Genomic DNA, 26,015 nt, shown 5'->3' with positions numbered 1-26,015 from the left:
AGAAGGAGATCAACGCGATGGCCCTCATGGACCAGTCTGCCCTGTCCACCCTCACCGAAGCACTCACCACTGCCGACGACGGCACCTTCATGCGCCGAATCCTGCAAGGCGCCCTGCAAGCCCTCATCGATGCCGAAGCCGAGCACCACATCGGCGCCGGCCACCACGAACGCTCAGCCGGGCGCACGACCCAGCGCAACGGCACCCGCGACCGCCTCGTCGCCACCACCGCAGGTGACCTCGCACTGAAGATCCCCAAGACCAGGACGGGGTCGTTCTTCCCGACCCTGCTGCACCCTCGCCGGCGCATCGACCGGGCCCTGCACGCCGTCGTCATGGAGGCCTACGTCCACGGCGTATCCACCCGCAAGGTCGACGACCTCGTCGAGGCCCTGGGCGCTGAATCGGGCATCTCCAAGTCCGAGGTGTCCCGCATCTGCGCCGACCTCGACACCGAGGTCGCCACCTTCACCAGCCGCCCGTTGGACGCGCAGGCGACCCCATACGTGTTCCTCGATGCGACGTACTGCAAGGCCCGCGTCGGCGGTGACCAGCACGGCAAGGGCGCACGTGTCGTCTCTCAAGCAGTCGTCATCGCCACCGGCGTCACCGCGGATGGACACCGGGAAGTATTGGGCTGCAACGTCGGAGACGCCGAGACGTTGGCGTTCTGGAAGGAGTTCCTGACCTCACTGCGCGAGCGGGGTCTGCACGGGGTGCAGCTGGTGATCTCCGACCAGCACCGCGGTCTGGTCTCGGCGATCGAGCAGAGCATGACCGGCGCGTCCTGGCAGCGATGCCGGGTCCACTTCATGCGCAACGTCTTGAGTCGGGTCACGAAGGGGCAGTCAGACGCGGTCGCGGCGATGGTCCGCACCATCTTCGTCCAGCCCACCGCGGAGGCTGTCGGTGAGCAGGTCCGCGTCGTCGCCGACACCCTGCGCGCGCAGTTCCCTGCGGTCGCGGAGATGCTGGATGAGGCCGGTCCGGACGTGACGGCGTTCGCGGTGTTCCCCGAGGCGCACTGGAAGAAGATCTGGTCGACGAACCCGATCGAACGCCTGAATCGGGAGGTCAAGCGCCGCACTGACGTGGTGGGGATCTTTCCCAACGCCAAGGCCCTGCTGCGTCTGGCCGGGTGCGTGCTGATCGAGGCCCACGATGAGTGGCAGTCCGGGGAACGTCGCTACCTCTCCGAGGCCTCCATGGCCTTGCTGACTCCGCCCGAACCCACCGTCCTGCCCACCGCCGCGGTCACCGTGAACCCCGACACGGTCACCCCGCTCGACAGGACCGCCGCCCTCACGGCATAGTCCGAAACCGCAGCGCTTCACGCGCAGGAGTTACACCACTTCACGGGACTCCATCGTGATGGTGGAGAGAAGTCGCAACGGCGAGGTCTCCGGTTCTGGCTGAAAGACAACAGGACTGCAGATGCCGGTGACGGCCGGCAGCGATGACACGGAGCTTGACCTGCTCCTCAGGACACCGATCTGAGGTGGTGATGCCGCCCAGGAAAGAGTCTCGCGATGCCCGACCTCACTGCCGGAGTTCCGTCGACACGCTGTGCAACTGGTCCAGCCACGGGAGCAGCCGATCACCGAGATCGCTGCCGACCAGCGTCAGCGAGTCTTGCTCGGGCCGCTGGGTGCCGGTGATGGGTGCGTCGGAAAGCATTTCCGGCGACGTCGTCGGGGTCTTCGAACAGCGGCAGGTGGTGTCGGGGAGCGACCAGGACGTGTCCAGGGTTGACCGGCTGGTGGTCCATGAACGCGAGGACGTGGTCGTCCTCGTGAACCCCACTCGTCTCGAGCCGCCCCTCGATCAGACGGCAGTCGCTCTGCTCGTCGCAGCTGGTCGTCTGCCCCACACCGCGAAGTCCCCACACCGAGGACAGGGTGCGCTACCGGCGGTAGTGGAACTGGAACCGCTCACGATCACGTCCTCGCGATCCCTGTCGCCCCGGTGGGCATGAGATCCCCCACGCTGATGCCGCGTTCATCCACGACGAGTTCCCGCACCACGTTCTCGTGATGGCTACCACGCATCCGCTGGACGTGGATGCCGCGGCGAATGGTGGCCCCGACCTCCTGCAGCCGCAGCACGATGATCGTGTCCACCAGACCGGTGAGGTTGTCCGCCGTGCTGGCGCCGCCGGCGGGAGAGGAACCCGGGTGCAGCGCCGGCGGGGTCGCGGTGATGAACGTGGCGAGACCGATGCTGCGCACGTAGGCCGTGATCGCCAGCAGGAACCCCCGGTAGGACGGCTGAGAACCCAGGCGCTCCAACGCTGAGAGTCCATCCAGCACCAGTCGGGTCGGATGCAACCGCTCGATGAGTCCCTGGAGCTCCACCAGGTGATCATCGAGAGAGGCGACCTCGGGGTAGAACGACTGGATCGACACTCGGCCCCGCTGATCGTCTGATGGGTCCGCCGTGGGAGAACTGCCCGTCGATGAGCTGCCGAGCGCCCACTCGTAGTGCTCGAGGTCGCATCCCAACGCCGCACCGTTGGCCAGAACCTGTTCACGCGATTCTTCGTAGGCCATGACCAGCACCTCCTCCCCCGACCTCACGCCCTCGGCGGCGAACTGGGTGGCCAGCATCGTCTTTCCCGCCCCCGTGGGACCGGCCACCAGTGTGGTCGATGCACGCAACAGTCCACCGTGGGTCAGTTCGTCGAGACCGGCAACGCCACTGGAGACACGCTCCCGAGGAGCGTGGGAGGACGGGGACGCGTCGGGGACGCCGACTGCTGCTGACGACGCAGCGGGCGAGGACGGAGCGGGCGGGGACGCAACTGCAGGTGCCGGCACACTGACGGGCAGCACCCGCAGGCCTTCGCCGGGGACGACGGTGAACGCGACGTCGCCCTTGTGGTGCATCGCCCCCCGCATCTTCAGCACCTCCACGGTGCGACGGCGGAACGTACCCTCCCGGACGTTGCGCAGGAGCACCACGTTGTCGGCGACGAACTCCTCCACCCCGTAGCGGGTGAGGGAGCCCCCCGGATCGTCTTCAGTCTCGACGGTCAGCACCACCGTCAGGGCCATCGCCCGCAGTCGCAGGACCAGGGTGCGCAACAACTGCCGCGCCAGCACGACGTCCTCGTGCAGGGACAGCACCGCGCTGAGACTGTCCAACGCCAGGCGCCGGGCCCCGGTACGGTCCACCGCGGCACCGATCTGAGCGGCCAACGTGTCCACGTCGTAGTCCGGTCGGGCACTGGTGTCGGTGGGAGCCAACGGGGAGCCATCGACGAAACGCCAGTCCCCACGGGCTTCCCACGCGGCCACGTCCCAGCCCAGGGTGGCGAAGTTCGCCCGCAGGTCCGCAGCCGGCTCCTCCAAGGTCACGAACACCCCGGGCTGACCCGAGCGGACCCCTTCGGCCAGGAACTGGGCCGCGAACAACGTCTTCGCGGCCCCTGCCGGCCCCGCGACCACCGTGGTCCGCCCCAGCGGCAACCCACCCATCGCGACGTGGTCGAACCCGCCGATACCGGTGGCGACCTTGGTGATGGCCGCACCGGACTCGTGGCCGTCGTCCCCCAGCGCCAACCGCCCTGCCAGTCGGGCCGATGCGGCCGGCATCCCCGGCGACGGAGAGGGCAGGGTCGTGGAGGGCGGGGTCGAGGGAGAGAACGAGGACCCTCTCCGTGGAGCATCGGTCATGAATCTCTCCGGTCTGCGTCGGTCCGGGCCGCGGCGCCGTTGCTCACGGAGTGCGCTTCTGCCCGCAGCAGCCGGAACCACACCGTCTTACCACCTTGGGGATGACTGACCATGGACCAGGAATGCGCCAGCGCCCCCACCAGACCCAACCCCCATCCACCCTCACGATCACCGTAGGGAGTCTGCAAGGACGTCACCCGGTCCTGATCGTGCACACCGACGACCACCGAGGTGGCTGCGACGACCACCTCGACGTTCACGATGGTGCGGGCGTGCAGCACGGCGTTGGTGACCAACTCACTGGTCATCAGTTCCAGCGATTCTCCGGTCTCCACCGGCAGGTCGGGGACGTGGGAGCGGACGAAGCGGCGTGCGGCCGAGACCGAGCGTGGTGAGGGCTCCAGCGTCAGGCGGTGGCACGCCTGAACCGGGTCATCGTCGGGCAACGTGCCCACGACGAACTGGACGCTGATCACGACACCCCTCGTTCTGGAGACGCTGAAGTACGCCCCGCTCTCGATCTCACCTTCAGCAACCAGCCAACCACGAGAAGCAACGATGCGCCTCGGCAGTCACGGGCTCGAGTGCCAGTCCGACCACCGTCGACGAAGGCACCCTGACCACGCCGGCCGGGCAAGGGCGCACAAGACGCACCGCGCCTCGTGCTCTCCCTCCACCACTGCGTACCCCGTCTTGGAGGACGCCCCCGGCGGCGGCATCGGGGAACCGGGGTGACCGGTCGACACCCGCAGAGACCGGCGACGCCTCGGTTCAAGCCGTGCCCGCGCGACATCCACCTTCTGCAACGGTGAAGTACCTAGGAGCCAGCCTGCTGGCCACCTCACCGCATCCGAGGAACACCTCGGACGATCCGTGATGTCGTCAGCCGCAGCAGTCGTCTCCGCACCCGCACCTGCCCGCCACCACGTGCCCGCTCGACGCGTCGGCGGCCAGCACGCTGGCGTGGGGTGCGCAGCACCCTTCCCCGCGCCAGGCCTGCCGGCCCTCCTTCACCGCGATGACGGCGATGACCAGCCCCGCGATCGGATCCGCCCACGACCAGCCCACCACGGCGTTGACCACCAGCCCCACCAGCAGCACCCCGGAGAGGTAGGTGCACAGCAGCGTCTGCTGGGAATCGGCCACCTCGGTGGCCGAACCCAGCTCACGTCCGGCCCGGCGCTGGGCCGCGGACAGGAACGGCATGACCAGCAGACTCAGCGCGGCCAGCCCGATCCCCACGCTGACGTGGAGGGCCAACCAAACACTCCAGTGGACTGACCCGGCCGCGCCCCGAAGTCCAGCGACCTGGAGTGCTGCGGCCTGGCGCCTCACACCATGGCCCAGCGTCGCCCTCAGCCCGCTGCAAGTGCGACGCGCATTCTGCTGATGCCGCTCACGTAAAAGTCTCCAGTCCTGCTCACTAGAATTCCCCACCCGTGTGGCTCCGCAGAACCAGGCGGAGCCCCTCCGAGGCTGGTGGTCTCTGACCATGCACCAGCACTCGAAGGAACTCCTGCAGCAGATGCTGACAGGGGAGGAAGACATCGTCCCCCGCAAGCGGGAGGTGCCCCCAGCCCACGCACTCGCCGCCCAAGGCATCACGATCTCCGCGATCGCCCGCCACCTCCGTCGAGACGGCAAGACCATCCGCGCCCACCTCACCGGCGAGCGGACCGCCGGCGTCCGCGCCAAGACCATCCCCGACACCTTCGAGCCCTTCGTCGACTACACCCGCGCCCGCCTGAGCGAAGACCCTCACCTGTGGGCCTCGGCCCTGTCCGACGAACTCGAACCACTCGGCTGGGCCGGGGCCTACTCCACCCTGACCCGTCAGATCCGCGACCGCGGCCTACGACCACGATGCGCGCAGTGCCGGAGCCTGAAAGACCGTCCCATCGCCGTCATCGACCACCCGCCCGGGGCGAAGACGCAGTTCGACTGGGTCGAGTTGCCCGACCCGCCCGCGCACTGGGGGTGGGGCAAGCACGCCCACCTGCGGGTGGGAGCCTCATCGCACTCCGGACGCTGACGGGGAGTGCTGATGGAGTCGGAGGAACAGGCCCACCTCGCCGGCGCCCTGCACCAAGTGGCCGACCGTCTCGGCGGGCCCACCCGGGCCTGACGCTTCGACCGGATGTCGACCGTCGCCGCGCCGGGGTCGGGGAGGGGTGACGACTACGTTCGCCGGCCTGGCCAAGCACTACGCCGTCACCGTCGAACTCTGCCCATCCCGGCGCGGCAACCGCAAGGGTGTCGTCGAGAAGGCCAACCACGCCGCCGCGCAACGCTTCTGGCGGTCCCTGCCCGACACGATCGACGGTGGGGACAGGTCGAAGCCGATCACCGTCGAGCAGGCCCAGGCCCAGGCCCGACGCCTGGTGCGCCGCCAAGGGCGATGCGCGTCTGCGGGTGATCCTCGAACCTGACGGGACCCACCGGCGCACCACCGTCGGTGAACTTGCCGCCGCGGAACCGTTGCGGCCATTGCCATTACCGTACCCGGTGACGGCGACCGTGGAACGGATCGCATCGGCGCAGGCCTTGGTGTCCTACGGCGGAAACTCCTAGTTCGTCACACCTGAACTGGCCCGCGCCGCCGTTCTCGTCACCGTCGTCCACGGCGCCGATCACCTCGCCATCGCCCCGGCCGCTTCACCGGCGGCGGTCGTGGCCCGCTACCGACTCGTCGCCGCCGGGACCGGCGCAACGGTCCGCGATGACCATCACGTGACCGCGTTGCACACCGCCGCGACGACCGCCGCCGCCGCCGGGAGTGAGACGAACCTGCCGCACCGGCATGAGCGTCGGGTTCCACCCGGCGCGATTGCAGTGCTGGCCGCACAAGCCATGCAACGCAACATTAACGGCCAATTCAACGGTCAGCTCGGACATGTCCCTGGACAGATGGCCCTGGTCGAGGACGCTGGCCGCTTGAGCGAGTCGGACGCTGCTGTCGTCGACCTCGAACGCTACGCCGCGATCGCGGTAGGACGGAACACCCTGCGATGAACGCCCAAGACCTCAGCACCCCCAACACGACGACGCCGGCCAGTCTCCACCAACAACTGGGCGCCCACCTCGCCACCCTGCGCCTGCACGCCGCCGCGCAACACCTCCCCGCCGTCCTCGACCAGGCCGTCACCGAAGGCCTGTCGATGACCGTAGCTCTGGAGAAACTCCTGGCTCTTGAGGTCGCCGACACCGAAGCACGCCGCTTGGCCGGGCGACTGCGGTTCGCCTCCCTCCCGACCCCGGCGAGCATCGAGAACTTTGGCCTGAGCACCGCCGCCGGCATCGACCCGCACCTGCTGCAGGAACTCGCGACCTGCCGCTACCTCGAGACCGCGACCAACGTCCTGCTCATCGGGCCACCCGGTGTCGGCAAGACCCACCTCGCCGTCGCCTTGGCCCGCAATGCTGTCGAAAGCGGCTACCGCACCTACTTCACCACCGCCGCCGATCTCGTCGCCCGCTGCCACCGCGCGGCCATCGAAGGCCGCTGGAACTGCACGATGCGCTTCTTCGCCGGACCGACTCTGCTCGTGATCGATGAACTCGGGTACCTCCCGTTACCGGCCAAGGCTGCCTCGCCTCTGTTCCAAGTCGTGTCCCAGCACTACGCGAAAACCTCGATCATCCTCACGACCAACCGCGGTGTCGCGTCCTGGGCGAGATCCTCGGCGACGCGACCGTCGCTGTCGCCATGCTCGACCGGCTCCTGCACCGCTCCGTCGTCCTCAACCTCGACGGCGACTCCTACCGCCGCCACGGCCGCCGTCGCGTGAGCGCAAGGTCATCCGGGGATGCGCGGCACCGGGCATGCCGCGTTCCGCGGCCAGTTCGGCGTGGTCGTCGGCAGGTCTTCACGCCACCAGTCGGCACCACACCGTCTTCCCCTCACCAGCTGCATCATCGGTGTCGTTGTCGGTTCCGGTATCGATGCCGGTGGTGTGCCGGCCGCCGATGTGGTGGCGCTCCACGCCCCACTCAGCACTGAGCAGGTCCACCAGATGCACCCCACGTCCACCCACCGCTTCGGGCTCAACCTGGCGGGGGCGGGGCAGGTCAGCGCTACCGTCGCTGACCGAGACCAGGACACTGACCGGACCGGTGCACTCGATCCTGACCATGATCGGCGGTCCGCCGTGACGCACCGCGTTGACGACAAGCTCCGTCACCAGCAGGTGGACCCGCTCACGCTCGACGCTGTCGTGGGTGGTGCACCAGTGCTCGTCGATGAACACCCGAGCCAGTCGCCCAGAAGCCAGTTCCGCGGGCAGGGTCACTCGTGAAGGCGGGGTGATAGCGCACACGCGTTCATCGTCAGGTCAGTGCGGAGGCCTCGCCTCTCCAAGACACCCTGAACCGCAGATCCGACGTGCAGGATCGAACTGCAGACCTAGCGCAGCACCACCACCACCGCGGTCGGTCACGCTGTCGGGCCGGACTCGACCGTCGTACCGGTACCGACGCCGGCGGCGGTGTGAGACCAGGTCATCGGCCCACCTCGATGCTCACAGACAGTTTCCACCGGCGTGTCCGCTCGAAGTCGTGCTGCGCCACCGGGGGCCGATCAGGTCACCTTCTAGTTGAGCACTTGAACATTGCTAGCTGCCACCCGATCCTGACTTGGACGGCGAACCTCACTCTCGCCACCAAGCACGACTCCAGCAGCGATGAAGGGTCCCCACGACATGACGCACACCAACCTGGCGGCCACGGACGGCAACCGGGTACAGGTCCCCACCGACTGGTTCGCAGACGTCCTGCGAGCCACCGCCGACGGTGAGCGTCGAGCGATCGTGGAGGACGCCGCCGGCCACCGCTTCGTCATCGTCTCCGAGGCCCACTACCGCGCACTCGAGGACGCCGAACGTGCCCGGTCCCAGTCACCAGGTCACCCCGGAGTCACCCTGACCGCCCGCGAGCAGGAGATCCTGCAGCTGATCGCTGAGGGCTGCCCCGGTGCCGTCGCCGCCGAACGCCTCGGCCTGGCCCCCAACACCGTCGCCCAGCACCTGGTCTCGGTGCGCCGCAAGTACGGCGTCCACTCCTCCGCCGCTGCCGCCGCCCTCGCCCGCCAGGGCGGTCTCATCTCCTGACCCGACCTTGCACAACCGACCCCGGACAATCCGGCGTTGGACAACGCAGCCTTGGACAACGCGACCCTGATGACCCAGCCCTCAAGGCACAACCACCCGCCAGGTCGCAAGGGTCTGCTGCGTGGATCGGTGACAACCGAGCCAGCACCGGCACCTGCCGCCGGACCTGAAGACCTGAACGTCACCCCGTCCACCTGGACGGCTTCAAGCCGCTCTGCTGGGTATCGCTCCGGTCTGCATCGCTGTCTCGCACCCGCTGACCCTCTTCGTCGCGGGTTGCTCACCCTTGTTGCGGTTGCCCACCCCTCCACCCGACCCGCCCCGGTTCTCGCGTGGTCGTTCTCACGCCTCCGCTGGTACAAACGTTCTCAGGGCCACACGTCTCCTCACGAGGGCGCTCGAGCGAGGTGAACGCCAGCCCGTCTGAGACCTCGGCAGAGCCTTCGAAGGAGGGTGCAGTGGACAGTGGGATCGATCGTGAGCACCGTCTGCACCTGCGCGCAGAGAAGGTCGCGGACCTCATCGAAGCACTGTGGGGCGACTCACCACCTCTGGGACCAGACCCGAAGCTGAGCACCTTCATCGACGCCCTGGGCGGCGACGACGAGCACGGCCGCCAAGACCACACCGTCGTGCACGGCGACGGACTGACCTACCGCCAACTCGTTGCCGCCCTGCTGGACAGCGGATCACGCGCTCAAGCCCTCGCCCACCTCCCCGCGCCGCTGCTGGAGCGTCTCCTCGCCGCGGGGGCACTCACGGTGGCCCCGGTCAGCATCGGGATGGCCGCCCTGCCCGCCGCGCACACCGGCGCCTGGGACTTCGACGCCGTCACCGGCCTGGTCAGCTTCGACGCCGAAGCCGCCCGCCTGATGGGGCTGACACACCACGGCGGCCAAGGCACCCTCGACATGGCCCGAGCAGATCACGTGCACCCCGACGACCGAGCGCTCGTGGCCGCCGCGATGGACGAAGCGTTGCGGACCGGACGACGCTATGAGACCCGGTTCCGGTGTGCGATGCCCGACGGCACCTACGCCTGGCGAGCCAGCCGCGCCCGAGCGTTGAACCCTGTCGAGCCGGCAGCCACCACGTCCGGATACGGCGGTCCGGATCGCCGTGCACGTGTTCGCTACCGTCCACAGCTCTCCAGCGTGCATCCCTCGACTGACACGACGGCCTCGGAGGGGATTCGTTGGACGCGTCTGATCGGCTTCATCGCCGCCGACGAGTAGACCGCAGACGGCCTTCACCACGCCAGCCTGCTCGACAGCGACATGGGTGGTCAGCACCACTGGGCGCATCGAGTGCTCCATCACCTAGTGTCCTCCGCCGGAGATCCGCTGCAGAAGTCGCCCGAGTGAGGCCAAGATCTCATCCGCGGTCTTGGTCCAGACGAACGGTCTCGGATTCTCGTTCCAGTCCGCGACCCAGGCGCGCAGATCAGCTTCCAGGGCCTGAACGCTGTGGTGATCGCTTCGGCGCAGCAGATCGTCAGTGACGTAGGCGAAGAGGCGCTCGACCTGGTTCAGCCACGAGGAGTAGGTGGCGGTGTTGTGCATGTGGAACCGGGGGTGCTTGTGGGTGCCGTAGTTGTCGCAGACGACGTGCACGTCGAGGTCGTCAGGGACAGCTTGGTCGATCTTGGTGAGGAACTTCTTGAACTCCACCGCCCGGTGTCGACGGTGGGTCGAGGCGATCACCGTGCCGTCGGCGATGTTCAGGGCTGCGAACAAGGCTGTGGTGCCGTGTGCATGCGGGGACGGACGTGGTCGTGGGTCCGCTTCTCCGGCATGCCCGGCACCATCGGGAACGCCGGCTGGGAGCGGGCCAGGGCCTGGACCTGGCTCTTCTCATCCACGCAGAGCACCACCCCAGCCTCGGGCGGGTTCAGGTAGAGGCCGACCCTCATGTGTCGACGTCGTGGATCTTCTCCACGAACAATGGGTCGTTGGACAGCTTGAACCCTTCAGCCCGGTGCGGCTGGAGGCCGAACGCCTTCCAGATCCGCCCGACCGTGGACTCGCTCAACCCGCTGCGCTGCGCCATCTTCGACCGCGACCAGTGCGTCGAGTTCTTGGGTGTGGCCTCCAAGGTGGCGACGACGACGTCCTCGACCTGGTCGGTGGTGATCGAGGCCGGTCGGCCCGGTCGAGGTTCGTCGCTCAGGCCGTCGAGTCGGTCGGTCACAAACCACCGCCGCCACTTGCCGACGGTGGTCTCGTTGCAGCCCAGCCTCTCGGCGACCTCACGGCTGGATGTGCCTTCGGCGCAGGCCAGGATGAGCCGCGAACGCAGCGCCAGGGCCTGGGCTGAGGTGTGTCGCCGGGTCCAGCGTTGCAGTTGCTCACGCTCGTCGTCGGTGAGTACGAGCTCGGCCTTGGGGCGTCCAGTACGAGGCATCCCCGCCACTGTACTTCCGTCGCGTATCTCCGGCGGAGGACACTAGGCAGCCGAAGCGGCATTCGGGTGAATCTTCGTCTGATCGCTTTTTCAATCGGCATCAAGCGTCGATTCCCCAGCGTGCGTCCCCCCTCCCGTCGGTCTCTCACCCTGCAGCGCAGCTTGATGGCCCTGGTGCTCGTCCCCGTCCTCGGGTTGGTGAGCGTCGTCGGCGTCGTGGTCGACCAACGTCGAGACGTCTCTGTAGCCGCGGAATCGGCCGCAGTGCAGGTGCGCGCGGCCGTCCTGCTGGACACCGTCCGCGGCAGCGTGGCCCAGGAGGTCGTCCCGGTCCTGGCCCAGTCGGTGCTGAGCGAGCCCACCACCGCCTCCGCGCTCGGCCTCGACGCCTCCAGCATCGCCGGCATCGCCGCCCTCGCCGGGCCGGCGATCACCCAGCAGCTGCACAGCGTCCAGACCGCCACCGACGAGGCAGTCACCGCGACCACCGGGACCCCCGCGGCAGCCGAAGCCACAGCCGCCGCACGGACCGTCGCCGCACTGCGCAAGAGCGCCACCACCGGCGGCGACGCCACCGCCACGTTCGACTCCTACCGCCAGGTGGTCGCGGACCTGACGGGGCAGGTCGACGCCCACCTCGACGCCGCCCGCGATCAGTCCCTGGACGGTCCGGGAGCCCGCGCGGTCGCCGACCTCGACCGGGCACAGGAGGCCACGACCTACGCCAGCCTCGAGGTGCCGCTCTACCTCGGCTCGGTCTCCCTCGACCCCGCCACCGCGGCGGACGCGCGCTCCTCCTTCCTGCAGGCCTGGGGCGGGTACCGGGCCGCGGACGCCGACCTCACCGCACACGGCAGTGCCGACGCGGTCACCGGGTGGCGCACCGCGACGACCGGGGACGCCGGGAAGCAGGTCGACGAGATCACGAACGCCGCCGCTCTGTCCGGCACTGCGCTCTCGCTCCCCCAGTTCTTCACCCTCACCACCGCGAACACCGCCCGCAACGCGGCCATCCGCGGGGCCGTCGTCGAGATCGGCGACCGGGCCGTCGCGGCCACCTCGCGACCGGCCCGACGGGCCGCTGAGGACCTGCGCCACCTGCTGCTCGCCGCGCTGGTGCTGCTCGTGGTCACCGCCAGCGTGATGGTGGTGGTGCACCGCTTCATCGCCCGTCCGCTGCACCGCCTCGCCGCCCAGGCCGAAGCCGTGCGCGACGGTGAACTCCTCGACGTCGCCGAAGGGGGACCGCGTGAGGTGCGCACCGTCGCCCGGGGACTGGCCGCGACCGTCGCGAGCCTTCGGCGGGTACGCGCCCAGGCTCAGGCCGTCGCCGACGGGGAGATCACCTCCGACCTCGTCCGGGAACCCCTGGCCGGGTCCTTGGGCGCGGTCGTGCACGCCTCGATCACGCAGATGATCAGCGCCATCCACGAGCGGGAACGGCTGCAGGCCAGCATGGCTCACCAGGCTTCCCACGACGCTCTGACTGAACTGCCCAACCGTGCGGAAGCTCTCGTCCTGATCGAGCGGGCGCTGCACCGCTCCGCGCGCCACGACCAGCCCGTCGGTCTGCTCTTCGTCGACCTCGACCACTTCAAACAGGTCAACGACTCCTACGGCCACGCCGCGGGTGACGAACTGCTCCGCGTCGTCTCCGCGCGGATGGAGGCGACCGTCCGGGGCGGGGACGCCGTCTGCCGCCTCGGCGGGGACGAGTTCGTCGTCGTGGTCGAACCGGCCGAGGATCACCGTCAGCTGGTGGAACTCGGTGAGCGGTTGATCGCCGCGGTCTCCGCCCCCGTGCTCCTCGGCGATCGAACCGCGCGCGTCGGGGCGAGCATCGGCGTCGCCGTGAGTGGTGCGCAGACGTCATCGGAGCGGCTCCTGCAGGAGGCCGACGCCGCGGCGTATCGCGCGAAGGGCAGCGGCCGGGGTGTCGTGGAAGTCTTCGACGACGAACTGCGCCGAGAACTCAGCGCCCAGGCCGAGACGGAGGAAGCACTGCGCGAGGCTCTGCTGGGTGGGGAACTCGTACTTCACTACCAACCAGTGCTGGACCTCGCGACCGGCGGCACCGCCGGGGTCGAGGCACTGGTGCGCTGGAACCGCCCCGGTCACGGACTCGTGCCCCCCGATGAGTTCATCCCCACCGCCGAACGTTCCGACCTCATCTGCGACATCGGCCGCTGGGCCCTGGGCCGGGCCCTCGACCAGCTGACCTGGTGGGACACCGCGGGCGGGGAACTCGCAGGTCTCACCGTCGCGGTGAACATCTCCGGTCGACACCTCGCCGCCAGGTACCTCCTCGACGACGTCGCCGACGCGCTGGCCCGCAGCGGGATCGACCCGTCACGACTGACGCTGGAGATCACCGAGACGGTCCTGGTCGACGAACCCACCGCACTGGACCAGCTCACCGCGTTGCGCCAGTTCGGGGTCCGGATCGCCATCGACGACTTCGGCACCGGCTACACCTCCATCGGCCAACTCCCCCGGCTGCCCGTCGACGTCCTGAAGATCGACCGGAGCTTCGTCTCGACACCCGGCGAAGGACACGCCGACCTGGTCCGCCTCGTGATCAGCGCAGCCCACAGCTTCCACCTCGGAGTCGTCGCCGAAGGAATCGAGGAGGACGGACAGCTGCAGTCCTTGATCGACGCGTCCTGCGACAGTGGACAGGGGTTCCTCTTCGCCCGACCCGTCGACGCCGCGGACCTGGCCCTACCCCGAAGGGAGGTTTCTCCCTCACCTCCCTTCGCCGGCGCGAGGTGAGGATGGCGGGCACGAGGAGTCAGGTGATGATCACCTCACGCTCGCGATCCCAACTCCACGTCACATCCCCCACCACGGCGTGGACCACGCACAACCTCTCATGTCCCCATGGGCGGGGACACTGGACCCGAAACCCGTCCACACCGGCCCGGGTCTCCCCACAGAGCCAAGCCGCTTGCGTCCGGGCGGCAGTGGAGCCGACGACCCCACCGCGCTGGATGCTCAGCTCCGGGAGGGCGTCGAAGGCGTTCAAGGTCCGTAGAGCGCCTGTGAGACCTGCGGTGGCGCTGCCGGGCACGTCAGCCACCCAGCGGGTGGCACCACACCCGGCACCGACAGCCGCCTCGAGGAGGAGAACCGGATGACGATCGGGAGCCAGATGGGTCGCCGTCACCGTCGTCCCCGCTGCCCAGCCCCCGCGTGCTGAGCGCACGACCTCCTCGAAGGAACCCGCGGAGTCCAGCACCCGCCCGTGACGCAGCTTCACGTAGAAGCAGGGGTAGTCCTCGAAGCCGGCGACGTCAGCGGTCGAGGGGACAGGCGGCCCCGCCGCAGCGATTCGCCGCTGCTGGCGGTTGTCCTGTTCTTGGAGCGGGTCCCAGCGACGCACGAGGTCAGGATGACCCACTCCAGCGGGAGGCAGCCGTCCACCCCAGGCATCCGAGTCTGCTGCACTGAACGATGACAAGCACGTCACGCGGTCAGGCCGACCGACGAGGGTCAACTCACGTTGTGCACGCCTGGCGATGACCGAGGCACCGGGAACACCAGCGATCAGGTGACGGCCTCACGTCCCGCACCGACACCAACGCCCCTCTGCCACGCTCACCACGTGCCCACCGACGAGTCAACCGATGCGTCCACCGACCAGCTCATCCCCGAAGCCCACCGCCTCGGCGACCTCGTCAACGGTCACCCAGAACACATCGACGACGTCGTCCCCCGACTGGTCGCCATCCTCACCGCCACCGACCACCCGCAGGTGGTGCATGCCGCCGTCGACGCGCTCGGACACGCCTGGCACTCCTCCGCGGCCACCGCCCTCCTCCACCACGTCGCCCCCGACCACCCCGACTCCCACGTCCGCCTCTCCCTGGCCCAAGCCCTCCCCGGTGGCGTCGACGACGTCGACGCCACCGACGACCTCCGTGATCGCGTCATCGACGTCCTGATCCACCTCACCCGCGACCCCGAACCCCCAGTCCGGGACTGGGCCGCCTTCGGCCTGGGCCAACTCCAGGCCCGCTCCCTCTCCGCCCTTGATGCCCTCGCCGCCCGCCTCGCCGACCCCGACCCCGACACCCGCGGCGAAGCCCTCCTCGCCCTCGCCGAAGCCGGCGACCAACGTGCCCTACCCGTCCTGCGCCGACGCCTCGAGGACGGCGAAGACCTCTTCCGCCTCGAGCTCGAAGCCGCCGCCGCACTCGCCGCACCTGAGCTGCACCCCGCCCTGCAGCAGCTGGGCGAGGACTGGGCCGGGGACCAGGACGAGTTCAGCGACCTCCTGGCTACCGCCTTGGCCCGCTGCGCCCCGGAGGCGGCCACGACCGCACGACAGGTGGAGCAGGACGTCCTGACCCAGGTGCACCAGCTCGTCGGGGCGTCGAAGCAGGTTGGACTGGACGGCGGCTACCCCCGCACCGTCCTCATCATCAACAGCGACAGTCCCAGTGGCAGCTCCGGCACGACCGGCGGCGGCCAGGGCGAGGACTTCCACCTTGCCCTGTGGGACGAGAGTCAACGACCCGGCGAGTACCCCACCCACGACGTGATCAACGCCGTCCGCGGTAGTTCCACGCAGCCCCAAGCCTGACCTGCTCCCCGACGCTGCCGAACCACCTGCGACTCCACGGTCACCCCGCGGTGTGCGCGCCGTCGCGAGTGGTCGCCACCTGCCCAGCGCGTCGACTGTCACCGAAGTCCTGGTGCATCACAGGCGAGGGCAGCGGACCGTGGTGTCTCAGGACACCGGGTCCCCGAGTCGTCCGCGCCCCGCAGAGGCGACCACCACGGGCCCGGACACCCGCCGGCTCGTGCAACCTGGGTGGGGTGGTGATCCGTCTGGTGGGTGTGAACGACAGGAGCAGTCCATGACGGTGACGAGGGACGAGGAGTTCGGGGACTACGTGCGGCAGCGGCGTGCGGTGCTGCTGCGCACCGCGACCCTGCTGACCGGCGGTGACGTCCACCGCGCCGAAGATCTCGTGCAGACCACCCTGACCCGCCTCTACCTCGTGTGGCCCCGGACCCGCGCCGCCGACGACGTGCACGCCTACGCCCGGCGAGCGCTCGTCAACGCCCTGGTCGACGAGGAGCGACGGCCCTGGCGGCGCCGCGAGCACCTCCGCGCGCAGCTGCCCGAACACTCCGGGCAGCTCGAGGGTCCGGGCTCCACGACCGGCGACGACCCACGCACCGACGACGTCCTCCGTGCCTTGCAGGAACTGCCGGCCCGGATGCGTGCGGTCGTGGTCTTCCGCTACTTCCACGACCTGTCGGTGGCCGAGACCGCCCGGGCGATGACCTGCAGCCAGGGAACGGTCAAGAGCCAGACCGCACGGGCCCTGGACAAGCTGCGCCGGCAGCTGGGCACCGACTTGGAGACCGACCTCGAAACCGGCGAAGCCTGCCCCCCCACCCCCGTGCTGGACCCCCTCACCTCCAGGAGCCACTGATGACGAACCTGCGCACCCTGCTCGACCAGGCCAGCGGCCCCGCCTCGCCCCACACCCCGCCCGCTGGCCTGGTTCAGGCCGACCTCGCCCGCGCCCACCGCGGGCTGCGCCGCGAACGGGTGGGGCGCGGAGCCCGTGGCGGGTTGCTCGCCGTGGCCGCTGCCGGGGTCGTGGCCGTGCTCGTGCAGACCGGGTCGCCCACCGGCGCGACACCCGAGAGAGCGGCGACACCGCCACCGAGCTCGTCGGCCGCGGGTGTCGGGGACACGCAGATGGTTGCCTACACCGGTACTCAGCCCGCGGGCTTCACCCTCGACGCGCTGCCCCGCGGGTGGGAGGTGCAGGGCGTGGACGCCGGTGTCCTCACCCTGGCTCCGGCGGGGATCGCCGACCAGGACCCGAACTCCTTCGCCGGCAAGGTCGCCGTCTTCCTGGAGGCCATGCCCGCGGCCGCCACGAGCGACCGACTCCGCCCGGTGCAGGTGGGAACCACGACGGGACTGCTCTTCGAGAGCGATCTGAACACCGGCGGTGACCGGCTGGGCGGAACCACCCTGTTCCTCGCCCAGCCCTCCGGTACCCAGCTCGCCGTGCAGGTGTGGGCCGGGCTGGGCTGGTCCGACACCGACATCGCCGCCCTCGGTGCGGCGATCCACGTCATTGATGCCGCGACCGTCTCGGTCGGCTGAGCACCCCGTCGGGTGGCCCTGGCTGGGAGCCTGCGGGCGGCTGTCGATCGCAGGTGGGCGGCGCGGCGACAGGAGGGGAGCCGCGCCGCTGCGCCGCCGGGGGTGCGTGAGCACGGGGTTCGAAGCGCGCGTGCCCTCGCGGTAGCGCCGCACACGCCCCAGCGGACCCGTCACGAGGCGAAGTTCCGGCTCGGGTCCTCCCACCCGGCCAGGTGACCCAACCACGCCAACGACAGCCACTCACCCTCCACCGTGAACTCCTCGACACCCCTCGCCCCGACGCGTCGGAGCCGCCCCCGCCAGGACGCCCCCGCCGCGGTGGGACCCACCGCACGCCGACGCCGACGCGGACATGCCTGCACCAACGACCACTGCGCCAGCGACAGCTCAGCCACCGCCGGCATCCCCGGGTCGTCGTAGACGCGCGCTCCCGAGGTCAACCGCACCGTCCACGCCGGCCACTGCCGCTTCCCACCGAATGCCGTGCGGGGCCCCTTCAACCGCAGCGGAGCCAGAGCCAGCTCGTGCGACGACCCCACCTGCACGATCGCGTTGCGCCGGCCGCGGCTGCCGGTACCCAGATCGGCCAGCACCTCACTCGGCGCGAGGACCAAGCCGGCGAGCACCGTCGCGATGCGAACCGGCAGCACGACGATCCGCCAGATCGACCGCTCGGGGCTTCGGTCGTCGACGGACCACGTGACCTCATCGAGCACTGTCGTCGCCACTGCTGTCCCTCCTCGCGCTGCGGGTCCCGTCGTGCATTCAAGCTGGACGCGGACGCACGAACCACCCGTTGCGGGTGCGGACCTCCCTGTCCGGGTCGCACCGCGGTGTCCGCCGTCGCCGGCGGTTGGCGAGTAGGCACCCGCTGGCTCCGAGCACCCCACACCAACGACCAGGCGGGGACCAGCCACGATGCCGCTGGCGGGATCGTGCAGCGCCAACGTCCTCCCCTCACCGGTCGTCACCAGCCCCCGCTACGTCTCCTTCGACAGGAGACTCACCACCGCCGCAGGCTGGTTCCCCGCTCAGCCACCCTCTCCACGCCAGCTCGGTCGTCACCGATCAGTGCAGCAGGCCCGATCTCACGAGTCGGCAGTAGCCTCTCGAGGAGCTGACAGGAGGTCGGACGTGGGATGGACGATCATCGGCGCAGCCGTCGCACTGCTGTCCGTGGTGGGCATCGGCTGGGGCACGCGACGGCGCTTGGACCGCGCGAGCCATTCGGCAGATCCCGAGAAGGCCCGCATCGCGCAGGAGATCAACCGCCAGATCGACCAAGGCCGAGGGCGAGGGACCAACGGTTGGCTTTGACCGACGTCGCAGCGGCGCAACATCCAAGGAGTTCGTGATGGGCAGGAAGACCAACGTCTCCCGGCACCTCGTCGACGGCACCTTCCCGGATCCGCCTCCCTGGCCCGCTCGCGAGGACCTCGACGACGGGGAACGACCCAGCTCGTGACCTCGCTGACGTCGGCCACCAGCAGACGTCACGGTCGTCCCGCCGTGCGCGTGACGCCAGGATCACGAGACCGTCTGGTCAGCACCTGATCGTGCAGGCCGGCGGCGCGACAGATCGGCGACCTCCGACCCGCCACCCCAGCGACACTGACGCAGTGGACCCGCGAGCGCCGCCGAAACCCCAGACGCTCGCAGCCCTGACCACTCACGACGGCCAACCACCGACTTCTTCACTTCCCCGATCCCCCTCCCGTCCACCCTCCGCGAGCTCACGTTTCCTCGCGCGAGAGGAGAGGTGCCAGGTCGCGCAACTCGTCACCGATCACCGCTGATCTGCGAGGTGATCGTGGCGTCGGTGATCGCGGAATCGTCGGCGAGCAGCGCCGCCTTGGACAAGATCAAGTCGAGAGTGCCGTCTCCCTCGAAGGGCAGGAACACTCCGTCGCCACCTGGACCCGGAGCCTGCTTCGCGACGATGCAGAGGTACTGGTCGTCCGGCTCCATGAGGATGTTCCCCGACCCCAGGTGGATCTTGTAGGTACGCAGGTCCCCACGCACCACGAGGAACCTGCCCCGCACGGAGCAGCGGTCCGCAATCGCCAGCCGCGGCACGAGGCGCGCCAGGAGGTCACGTCGGGTGGCTGCCGTGGTCGAGAGTTCCCCGAAGCTGTAGGACTGCCAGTACGCCCGGAACCGACCCCCGGGCCCGCCGTCCTGCCAGGTGGGGTCGTTGCCGACGCTGGCGACCCCGACGAAGAGGTCCACGTCACGCAGCACCTCGCTCAGCACCAGCGCTGGCACCTCCTGAAGCGCCAACGCGGTCGCGGGCTCGCGCTGCGTCCCGCCCCGGGACTCATACCCCCCGCCGTAACCGTGACTGGTGTTCTCGGGTGCCGAACGCGGGTAGAAGCGGACCTGGTCGGTGCTCAGGCGCAGGTGGGCACCGGCCTCGGTAGCGTCCTGCTCGTAGTCCTCACCCGCGCCCTCGACCCAGAACTCCGCCCGCAGACCCCACTCGGGCAGATCCCGGCTGGCGGGCGGGAAGCTGTCGTCGACCACGAGTCGCAGCCGGTGCCTCCAGCCCCGGGCCGCGGCCAAGGCGTTGAACTGGTGCTGGCGGACGACGTGGGCGGCGAAACGGTTGGAGTAGGTGGCCGTGGCGCGCTCCGCATCGGTGAGCAGGTAGACCTCGCGGTGGGCCTGCTTGAAAGGCTGCACGACCTCGTGGCGGACCAACCACTCCCGCCACGCCAACACCTCGCTGACGTCGCGCCCGACGGGGTGCCACAAGGAGACCTCAGCGTCCGCGCCCGGCTCAGCCACTGCCTCGTCGAGGCCACGCAGCGCCCCCTCCGCCCACCCGAGCGGGGTACCGTCCACCACCCAGATCAGGCGGCGGGCGATCGTCGCGACGAGGGGATGCTCGAGGTAGCGCTCGCGCCAGACGGCGAACGGCCAGGTGCGCCGGGCGAGGAACTGGCGGTCCAAGCGCTCCACCTGGGCGCTGAGCATCGCGGCGACGTCCTTGGCGGTGGCCTTCACCTCCTTCAGCTCCTCCGGGTGCTCACGCCGGACCGCGCCCGGCACGGACTTCACCACCTTCCCCGCTGCGTTGCGCCACGTGAGGGTGACGTCGCTGGCGTCGACGGCGAGCTCCGCAGTGGCCTCCCCCAGCTGCAGGAGGCACCTGCCCCCGACCTCCAGCCCGTAGCCCGGGACGGCGATCTCCTCGACCTCCTCGCGCGACAACCCCATGGCCGCGGCCCGTCGGTCGAGGGCTGCATGGACTTCCTTCAAGGTCGTCCTGTAGGTGACGCGCGCCGCGAGCCGGGCCAGCTGGGCGAGAGCGTCCTCCCCCTCGAGGCGGGACAGGGCGTAGACGCCGGCGTTGGCGAGCTTGGGGCTGCGCGGACCCAGACCGGGGACCTTGCGCAGAGAGGTCTCCACGAGGGCGCCGAGAGCGCGGGCGGTGGCGGCGTCGCCGGGCAGCAGCGACAGCGCCCACACCAGCCCGCGCAGTGCGTTGGCGTTGTGCGGGTCGAACGCCTCGTTGGCGTCGTACCCCCACTGCTGGCGCTGCAGCGGCACGGTCCGGGGACGCCCGACGAGCGCGAGCCAGCTCAGGACGGCCGGGCGGAAACCGTCGGCGACCTCCACCAGCCACTTCCGCGCCTGCTCCTCCCAACGGGCGCTCGGCTTTCCCGAGGTCGCGCTCAGCGCGTGCTCCAGCAACAGGGGCCACGCGGCCCTCAGCGCGGGCAGCTGCGCCAAGAGCGCGTCGGACCACGCTTCCCCGCTGTTCAGCGCAGGAGCGCAGACCCCCGCGAGTGCAGCGGGAAGAGGCCCGCGGTCGTAGTGCTCCAACTGGACGGAACGCCGCCCCACCTCCACCAGGGACAGCGGCACCTCAACTCCGACGCGGCGAGCGAGCTCGATGCACCCAGCGAGGCGGTACGAACGCAACGACGTCCACTGCCCCGCGAGGTCGGGCACCACCCCTTCGACGTCGTCGGCAGTGAGAACTCCATCCAGGTCGTGCGTCAGGAGGGACAACGCCCACGCCCGGTCGAGGACATCGTCATCGCTGCGCGCCAGGACCGCTTCCGTCAGGCGGGTGCGCAGGTCACGGGAGAAGGAGCGCACCGCGGACGTGAACGGCTTCGATGCCCCACCGTGGCCAGAGAGCAGGCGTCGGACCAGCTCGGCCTCATCCCCGGCCGCCGCGGCCCCCTGCAGGTCCTCGACCAACCGCTGCGTCCAGGCATCGGTCATCAGCCACCCACCAACGGCACGAGCTTGAAGAAGACGACCTCGGTGCCGGAGCGCAGGACCACCTCCGCGTCGAGGTCGCTGACCTGCCGGTCATCGACGATGACGAAGAAGCCGTTGCCGGAGAATGCTTCCACCGCTCGGTCGAACTGCTCCTGCGGGTCCACCCGATGGGGAGCGCGGACGCGCTCGCCGTTGAGGGCGCGCTCGGTGGCGGTGGGCTGCACCAGTCCGGTGAAGGGCTCGAACTGGCGGGCGTGGTGCTCGGAAACCTCCTGGAAGATGCGCCGGCGGATCAGTTCGCGCAACGGGAGAGTCTCCTCCGACACCTCCAGTCCCCACACGTCGCTGCGTTGCCCGGACGTCGTCTCGTCGACGAAGTTGATCATTGCCACAGCGAAGACCCTAGAGTCGACCCCCGACATCCACCGGAAGGTGCAGCCGCCCGGCGCGACAGCACTCGGGGTCACTGGCCCCGCCCTCATCCGTACCTCCAGCGCAGGTGCCGACGAGAACATGGACCGCATCGTCCGTCGATGGCCAGGTAGCGGTCCCCGCTGATGGCCAAGTCGAAGTCCCCACCCCTCGTGATGATCAGCGGCCCGGGGCGCCCTCCCTCCGACCGTCACGGGCCTGCTGGGCCTGCCCCATCCGGTAGGACTCCCCGCTGGTGACCACGACCGTCGCGTGGTGCAGGAGCCGGTTCAGGACCGAAGCGGCGGTGGTCTGCCCGGGCAGGAGTCGGCCCCACTGCTCGAAGGGCCAGCGCGAGGCGATGGCCAGGGACCGCCGCTCGTAGGCGGCCGCGACCCACCGGAACGACGACTGGGTGCCAGTGAGCCTTCGTCAGTACCGGTTCTCCCAGATGCCGAGCACCAGCGCGGTAGCGACGATGGCGGAGATGCCCCAGGAGCAGAGGGTTGCGCGGGCCAAGGCCCGCCAGCGAACCTTCAGGTGAACGATGCCGTGCTCGACGAAGGAGCGATCGGTGTTGACGTAGGAGTTCCACCCTCGAGTGCTCCGATCGAGAACTCGCCCTCTGCGCGGCCGTCGAACGGGTACGCGAACACCGCCGCCGATGCAGCCCTTGTCGCCCAGGACCGGCAGCCCCCGTGCTGCGGCTGGGGAGAGCGCGGGTAGGACGTGGCGGCCGGCTGCGGTGAGGTCGTGGGTGGCGCCGAGTTCGACCGGTGAAACCCACAGGGGTCGGCCGTCGGGGTCGCAGACGACTTGGACGTTGCCGCCGTGGTGCTCGTGCTCGCCGGAGTACCAGCGATCGGATCCAGGACCGCAGTCGTGGACGCGGTCGGTGGGGATCGAGGTGCCGTCCAGCAGCAGGTGCTCGTGGCCGGCCTCGAGGGCGTCCTCGCTCACGTCAGTGAGGTCGGGGGCTTGGTCGGCGAGAACGTCGAGAGCTTCGTGCAGACAGCGGTAGGCACTGGAGAGGCTGTCGGTGTCGTCGCGGGCGAGGTCGGCGACCGCGACGGGTACCGATGCGGGCGCGGTGAGGGAACAGCAGGTGGGCAACGGCTTGGGCGAGGCCGCGGGGGACGTCGAGGCTGGCACGACAGGAGAGCACGTAGGGTCCTGACGGGCATGGCGGTTGAGCTTGGTCGCCACCATCGTGACCACCCAGGCCCTACGTGCCCCAACGTCTTCGCCTCCTGACTCGAGCAGCCGCCTTACCGCGCTACTGGCAACGGCTCAATGCGTCGAGACCGCCATGGCGGTACAGGTCAACCAGTTCGCACCGGGGTTCCGCGTTGCCCACGTCAAGGTTGCCTGGGTCGCATCCTGGTGTCGCGTTCCAGGTGATCCACCCGCTCCCCGTCCCCGGGATGAACTCTTGGTGGGAGCAGTTCCAAGAACCCGGGCCGTGCGTGCCCAACGCAATCTTCGCGATCAACGACCTCGAGCAGACTGTGCTCGTTGTCATCGCTGCTGGCGCAATCGAACTCATGACCTGCGACATGTCGGTCGAAGTAGCCGGCCTGGGCGTCACCGGCTCCCGGACGACCTCGCTCATCGACGCCGTGGACCAGCTCGGTGGCGCCTCGAACCTGCAGACCCATAGAGTCGATCCAGGGGTCCCCGGCTAGACCCCGTGACACACCATCAAGCCGAAGCACACGACACTCGACAACCGACCCGGGGAACCAACACGCCCATGCGCATCCTTTTCGCGTCCGTCTCCGCTCACGGGCACCTCCTCCCCCAAGTGCCCCTGGTGCACGCGGCAATTGAAGCGGGACACGCCGTCGCCGTCATGGTGAGCGAAGAGCTTCGAACGCTGGTGGAGACGCAACTGCCGTCATCGACGACGTTCCTGCCGGCCGGACCGATGCCGATGGTGCTCGCTTCCGTTGCCGCCGAGCGCACCGCAGGCGACCTGATGCACCCCACCGTCGAAGGCATTGGTGAGACGTTCGGGGGTGTCCAGCTCGATTACGCGATCGACGATGCTGTTCTTGCTGCCCGGACCTGGGCGCCAGACGTCATCGTCTCGGACATGTACAACACTCTGGGTCCATACCTCTCCGCTGTCCTGACGGTCCCGTGGCACGAGTTCGTCATGACCGTCGACATCCCTGAACAGTGGCTGCGAGCCATCACCGCCGCCGCCGAGAAACGGTTCGATACCGCCGGGCTCAGGATCCCCGAGCCGACGAGCATCATCGATCTGTGGCCCAACGCCCTTCGCGACAAGCCGGTCACCACCGCGAACCGCTGGCCGATGCAAGCGACGGCGCACCGATCAGCAGACCCCGCTGCATCGAGTCGCGCGGCGACGCGTGAGAAGCACGTGTTGGTGACCCTGGGCACGACATTCCCGGACACGGCAGCACTCAGCACCATTGCGGACAGTTTGGCTGAGGGCGGCATGCACGTCGTGGTGACACGAGCGATGATGCTTGGCGAAGACCTACCCGACAGTGCCGTTCCCGGCGACACGACGACCGTCTCCTGGGTGCCATTTCGACCGCTCGCCGAGCTGCTGGTGGGAGCTGTGGCCGTGGTCACCGCCGGAGGGGCAGGGACCGTTCTGGCCGCCCTGAGCCAGGGAATCCCACTGGTCCTGTGGCCTCAAGGAGCAGACCAACCCGCGATCGCGGAGAGCGTCGTTCGAGCAGGTGCAGGAGTCAGCGTCACCGACAGCTCACGTGTTGCCGCAGCAGTGCACGAGTTGCTCGCAGGGGATGACCATCGCGTGGCTGCTCAGCGCCTCGCGGCGCAGATCAGCTCGGCGATGGGCCCCCGCGAGATCGTGGACCGCATCACGATGGTCAATGGATGATCTAGCCCAGAAGACGGCGTTGCTGTACTCACCATCGCAACGGCACTGGGGAGAAGATGGCGTCGTGGTGGTGGACCGAGCCTGCCACACGGCAGCGTCGACAGCACGAGATGTCGGGGATGTGGGGCTGCAGGGCACGGCGAGGGTCTCCGCCCGGCTACATCCCCTGACCGCCTACTCCTGTTGCCCTACGAGCTCAACCTCGCCGACGCTTCCAGCGGCGCCTTCCCATACCCTCCCCGGCGCTCCCGGGTCGCGATGGCGCAGGGTACGGGTGTTCGGGCGACTGGGGTCAGTGGATGTCCTGTCAGGCGCGCAGGACGGCCGGGCTGATGCGGACGGTGGCAGGGACGGGGTGGCCGTCGTCCAGGGTCCAGGCGAAGACGATGTGGTGATCAGGGGTGAGAGTGGTGCGCCGGTAGTCGTCGCGATGTCCGACAGTCCGCTTCCCGGTGCGGCGGGCGTGCTGGATGAACACGTCGAGGCCGACGCGCAGTTGGTGGGCGTGCTCGGTGCTGAGGTCGATCTCGTAGTGAGCCTTTCCCGGTAACGGCGTGATGGTCACGATCCGTCACGTGATGCGACCGTGTCCGAGGTGTGCAGAACGATCTGCCGGTCAGCGACGAGTAGGCTGATCGTCCGTCATCGGAAGGGGAGGCTGGCGTGGACTACGGCGACAAGCTCTTCTGGCTCTCGGTGGTGATTCAACGCAAGTACGTGCAGATCTGCGCCGAGTTCGACTTGACCCCTTCGCAGGCCACGCTGATCTGCGCAGTCAGGAACGAGCCGCGGCAGATGGCCGAACTCGTCGCGGCGTTGGGCATGACGAAGAACGCCTTGAGCCAGCTGGTGGATCGCACCGCGCGCCTCGAGTTGGTCGCCCGGGCAAGCTCGGCGCAGGACCGCCGGGTCGTCATGCTCAGTGCGACGCCCACGGGGAAGGTGCTCGCTGAGGCCGTGTACGCCGAGATCACCAGGCGCCTGCCTGAGATCGCGAGAAACCTCGACGCCGACGATCAGCGCGACCTCGAGCGCGTGGCCACCGCCGTCGTGGACGCTTCGGGTCTTTCATCGTCCACCTCGAAGCAGCCCAGCACGCCGTGAAGTTCCGCTAGACCCGCCTTGACGATGTTCATGCCATGAACTAGTTTGGTTCATGGCATGAACTA

General features: G+C 69.3%; 24 protein-coding genes and 4 pseudogenes. 15 read left to right on the top strand and 13 right to left on the bottom strand.

From position 1 onward, the window contains the following. Positions 1 to 17: 17 nt before the first annotated feature. On the top strand, positions 18 to 1,313 hold the full coding sequence (locus SJY07_RS23415) for an IS256 family transposase (protein ID WP_380156340.1): 1,296 nt from the start codon (positions 18 to 20) through the stop codon (positions 1,311 to 1,313). A gap of 284 nt (positions 1,314 to 1,597) precedes the next feature. Here SJY07_RS23415 and SJY07_RS23410 read toward each other — a convergent pair whose 3' ends face one another. From SJY07_RS23410 to SJY07_RS23395, 4 genes and pseudogenes are all read right to left on the bottom strand, one after another. After that, positions 1,598 to 1,870 (bottom strand): HIT domain-containing protein, encoded by a 273-nt coding sequence (locus tag SJY07_RS23410; protein ID WP_380161740.1) that lies wholly within the window; start codon positions 1,868 to 1,870, stop codon positions 1,598 to 1,600. A gap of 67 nt (positions 1,871 to 1,937) precedes the next feature. Then, positions 1,938 to 3,593 carry an ATPase domain-containing protein gene (locus tag SJY07_RS23405; RefSeq protein ID WP_380161739.1) on the bottom strand — a complete coding sequence of 552 codons (1,656 nt, stop codon included), beginning with the start codon at positions 3,591 to 3,593 and terminating at the stop codon, positions 1,938 to 1,940. Positions 3,594 to 3,670: 77 nt separating this feature from the next. Then, positions 3,671 to 4,150, bottom strand: a complete 480-nt coding sequence (locus tag SJY07_RS23400; protein ID WP_328291822.1) for an ATP-binding protein — start codon at positions 4,148 to 4,150, stop codon at positions 3,671 to 3,673. 406 nt (positions 4,151 to 4,556) lie between these two features. Further along, positions 4,557 to 4,997, bottom strand: a pseudogene (locus SJY07_RS23395) (cation transporter); the annotation flags it as partial. Positions 4,998 to 5,166: 169 nt separating this feature from the next. Between SJY07_RS23395 and SJY07_RS23390 the strand changes: the two are divergent. From SJY07_RS23390 to istB, 4 genes and pseudogenes are all read left to right on the top strand, one after another. Next, positions 5,167 to 5,706 carry a hypothetical protein gene (locus SJY07_RS23390; RefSeq protein WP_380161738.1) on the top strand — a complete coding sequence of 180 codons (540 nt, stop codon included), beginning with the start codon at positions 5,167 to 5,169 and terminating at the stop codon, positions 5,704 to 5,706. A 139-nt stretch (positions 5,707 to 5,845) separates the two neighbouring features. After that, positions 5,846 to 6,103 (top strand): hypothetical protein, encoded by a 258-nt coding sequence (locus SJY07_RS23385; RefSeq protein ID WP_380161737.1) that lies wholly within the window; start codon positions 5,846 to 5,848, stop codon positions 6,101 to 6,103. A 301-nt stretch (positions 6,104 to 6,404) separates the two neighbouring features. Then, a complete protein-coding gene (locus tag SJY07_RS23380) occupies positions 6,405 to 6,686 on the top strand; it encodes a hypothetical protein (protein ID WP_328291826.1) in 282 nt (93 codons plus the stop codon). Beyond that, positions 6,683 to 7,440 (top strand): annotated as a pseudogene (istB, locus tag SJY07_RS23375) (IS21-like element helper ATPase IstB); the annotation flags it as partial. The gene SJY07_RS23380 and the pseudogene istB, both read left to right, overlap by 4 nt. Before the next feature lie 100 nt (positions 7,441 to 7,540). Here the strand turns inward: istB and SJY07_RS23370 are convergent. Then, the gene (locus SJY07_RS23370) at positions 7,541 to 7,963 is read right to left on the bottom strand and encodes an ATP-binding protein (RefSeq protein ID WP_380161736.1); all 423 of its coding nucleotides are present in this window, start codon (positions 7,961 to 7,963) and stop codon (positions 7,541 to 7,543) included. A gap of 408 nt (positions 7,964 to 8,371) precedes the next feature. Between SJY07_RS23370 and SJY07_RS23365 the strand changes: the two genes are divergently transcribed. Then, the gene (locus SJY07_RS23365; RefSeq protein ID WP_380161735.1) at positions 8,372 to 8,779 is read left to right on the top strand and encodes a response regulator transcription factor; all 408 of its coding nucleotides are present in this window, start codon (positions 8,372 to 8,374) and stop codon (positions 8,777 to 8,779) included. A 407-nt stretch (positions 8,780 to 9,186) separates the two neighbouring features. Beyond that, complete coding sequence (locus SJY07_RS23360) at positions 9,187 to 10,014, top strand: PAS domain-containing protein (RefSeq protein WP_380161734.1); 828 nt, start codon at positions 9,187 to 9,189, stop codon at positions 10,012 to 10,014. 84 nt (positions 10,015 to 10,098) lie between these two features. Here the strand turns inward: SJY07_RS23360 and SJY07_RS23355 are convergent. Next, positions 10,099 to 11,182, bottom strand: a pseudogene (locus SJY07_RS23355) (IS630 family transposase). A gap of 120 nt (positions 11,183 to 11,302) precedes the next feature. On the opposite strand from SJY07_RS23355, the gene SJY07_RS23350 reads away from it, so the two are divergent. Then, positions 11,303 to 13,954 (top strand): putative bifunctional diguanylate cyclase/phosphodiesterase, encoded by a 2,652-nt coding sequence (locus SJY07_RS23350; RefSeq protein ID WP_380161733.1) that lies wholly within the window; start codon positions 11,303 to 11,305, stop codon positions 13,952 to 13,954. A 19-nt stretch (positions 13,955 to 13,973) separates the two neighbouring features. On the opposite strand, the gene SJY07_RS23345 is transcribed toward SJY07_RS23350, so the two are convergent. Continuing rightward, positions 13,974 to 14,564, bottom strand: a complete 591-nt coding sequence (locus SJY07_RS23345; protein WP_380161732.1) for a hypothetical protein — start codon at positions 14,562 to 14,564, stop codon at positions 13,974 to 13,976. Between the two features lie 222 nt (positions 14,565 to 14,786). On the opposite strand from SJY07_RS23345, the gene SJY07_RS23340 reads away from it, so the two are divergent. The 3 genes from SJY07_RS23340 (at position 14,787) to SJY07_RS23330 (ending at position 17,318) form a co-directional block, all read left to right on the top strand. Further along, positions 14,787 to 15,767, top strand: coding sequence for a HEAT repeat domain-containing protein (locus SJY07_RS23340; protein WP_380161731.1), 981 nt, complete (start codon positions 14,787 to 14,789; stop codon positions 15,765 to 15,767). Positions 15,768 to 16,044: 277 nt separating this feature from the next. Next, positions 16,045 to 16,629, top strand: coding sequence for a SigE family RNA polymerase sigma factor (locus SJY07_RS23335; RefSeq protein ID WP_380161730.1), 585 nt, complete (start codon positions 16,045 to 16,047; stop codon positions 16,627 to 16,629). Next, positions 16,629 to 17,318, top strand: coding sequence for a hypothetical protein (locus SJY07_RS23330; protein ID WP_380161729.1), 690 nt, complete (start codon positions 16,629 to 16,631; stop codon positions 17,316 to 17,318). The genes SJY07_RS23335 and SJY07_RS23330 overlap by 1 nt, the downstream gene beginning before the upstream one ends. 170 nt (positions 17,319 to 17,488) lie before the next feature. Here the strand turns inward: SJY07_RS23330 and SJY07_RS23325 are convergent, their stop codons facing one another. Further along, complete coding sequence (locus SJY07_RS23325) at positions 17,489 to 18,046, bottom strand: hypothetical protein (protein WP_380161728.1); 558 nt, start codon at positions 18,044 to 18,046, stop codon at positions 17,489 to 17,491. 406 nt (positions 18,047 to 18,452) lie between these two features. Between SJY07_RS23325 and SJY07_RS23320 the strand changes: the two genes are divergently transcribed. Beyond that, on the top strand, positions 18,453 to 18,635 hold the full coding sequence (locus tag SJY07_RS23320) for a hypothetical protein (protein ID WP_380161727.1): 183 nt from the start codon (positions 18,453 to 18,455) through the stop codon (positions 18,633 to 18,635). A gap of 462 nt (positions 18,636 to 19,097) precedes the next feature. Here the strand turns inward: SJY07_RS23320 and SJY07_RS23315 are convergent, their stop codons facing one another. The 4 genes and pseudogenes from SJY07_RS23315 to SJY07_RS23300 all read right to left on the bottom strand — a co-directional run bounded on the left by SJY07_RS23315 (position 19,098) and on the right by SJY07_RS23300 (position 23,117). Continuing rightward, positions 19,098 to 21,554: a DUF4132 domain-containing protein gene (locus tag SJY07_RS23315; protein WP_380161726.1), complete on the bottom strand. Its 2,457-nt coding sequence runs from the start codon at positions 21,552 to 21,554 to the stop codon at positions 19,098 to 19,100. Continuing rightward, entirely contained in the window at positions 21,554 to 21,940 is a 387-nt protein-coding gene (locus SJY07_RS23310; protein ID WP_380162494.1) for a hypothetical protein, read from the bottom strand. Before SJY07_RS23310 ends, SJY07_RS23315 begins: the two co-directional genes overlap by 1 nt. 205 nt (positions 21,941 to 22,145) lie before the next feature. Next, positions 22,146 to 22,388: pseudogene (locus SJY07_RS23305) on the bottom strand (ATP-binding protein); the annotation flags it as partial. A 9-nt stretch (positions 22,389 to 22,397) separates the two neighbouring features. Beyond that, positions 22,398 to 23,117, bottom strand: a complete 720-nt coding sequence (locus tag SJY07_RS23300) for a transposase family protein (protein ID WP_380161725.1) — start codon at positions 23,115 to 23,117, stop codon at positions 22,398 to 22,400. A 314-nt stretch (positions 23,118 to 23,431) separates the two neighbouring features. On the opposite strand from SJY07_RS23300, the gene SJY07_RS23295 reads away from it, so the two are divergent. Further along, entirely contained in the window at positions 23,432 to 23,650 is a 219-nt protein-coding gene (locus SJY07_RS23295) for a hypothetical protein (RefSeq protein WP_328291840.1), read from the top strand. A gap of 119 nt (positions 23,651 to 23,769) precedes the next feature. Beyond that, positions 23,770 to 24,846, top strand: a complete 1,077-nt coding sequence (locus tag SJY07_RS23290) for a glycosyltransferase (RefSeq protein WP_380161724.1) — start codon at positions 23,770 to 23,772, stop codon at positions 24,844 to 24,846. Between the two features lie 307 nt (positions 24,847 to 25,153). On the opposite strand, the gene SJY07_RS23285 is transcribed toward SJY07_RS23290, so the two are convergent. Next, positions 25,154 to 25,411 carry a histone-like nucleoid-structuring protein Lsr2 gene (locus SJY07_RS23285; RefSeq protein WP_380161723.1) on the bottom strand — a complete coding sequence of 86 codons (258 nt, stop codon included), beginning with the start codon at positions 25,409 to 25,411 and terminating at the stop codon, positions 25,154 to 25,156. 98 nt (positions 25,412 to 25,509) lie between these two features. Here SJY07_RS23285 and SJY07_RS23280 point away from each other — a divergent pair, with 98 nt between their 5' ends. Next, on the top strand, positions 25,510 to 25,950 hold the full coding sequence (locus SJY07_RS23280) for a MarR family winged helix-turn-helix transcriptional regulator (RefSeq protein WP_380161722.1): 441 nt from the start codon (positions 25,510 to 25,512) through the stop codon (positions 25,948 to 25,950). Positions 25,951 to 26,015: the final 65 nt, after the last annotated feature.

Origin of the sequence: Kineococcus sp. R86509, assembly GCF_042466365.1 — a bacterium.
Taxonomy (GTDB): Bacteria; Actinomycetota; Actinomycetes; order Actinomycetales; family Kineococcaceae; genus Kineococcus.
Note: the sequence above shows the minus strand (reverse complement) of the source record. Positions and strands in the feature narration are given on the sequence as shown.

Bases quoted from the DNA above. Each gene is read 5' to 3' on its own strand.
- SJY07_RS23335 (WP_380161730.1), top strand. From the start codon at position 16,045: ATGACGGTGACGAGGGACGAGGAGTTCGGGGACTACGTGCGGCAGCGG.
- SJY07_RS23310 (WP_380162494.1), bottom strand. From the start codon at position 21,940: ATGATCAACTTCGTCGACGAGACGACGTCCGGGCAACGCAGCGACGTG.
- SJY07_RS23365 (WP_380161735.1), top strand. From the start codon at position 8,372: ATGACGCACACCAACCTGGCGGCCACGGACGGCAACCGGGTACAGGTC.
- SJY07_RS23415 (WP_380156340.1), top strand. From the start codon at position 18: ATGGCCCTCATGGACCAGTCTGCCCTGTCCACCCTCACCGAAGCACTC.
- SJY07_RS23405 (WP_380161739.1), bottom strand. From the start codon at position 3,593: ATGCCGGCCGCATCGGCCCGACTGGCAGGGCGGTTGGCGCTGGGGGAC.
- SJY07_RS23390 (WP_380161738.1), top strand. From the start codon at position 5,167: ATGCACCAGCACTCGAAGGAACTCCTGCAGCAGATGCTGACAGGGGAG.
- SJY07_RS23330 (WP_380161729.1), top strand. From the start codon at position 16,629: ATGACGAACCTGCGCACCCTGCTCGACCAGGCCAGCGGCCCCGCCTCG.
- SJY07_RS23315 (WP_380161726.1), bottom strand. From the start codon at position 21,554: ATGACCGATGCCTGGACGCAGCGGTTGGTCGAGGACCTGCAGGGGGCC.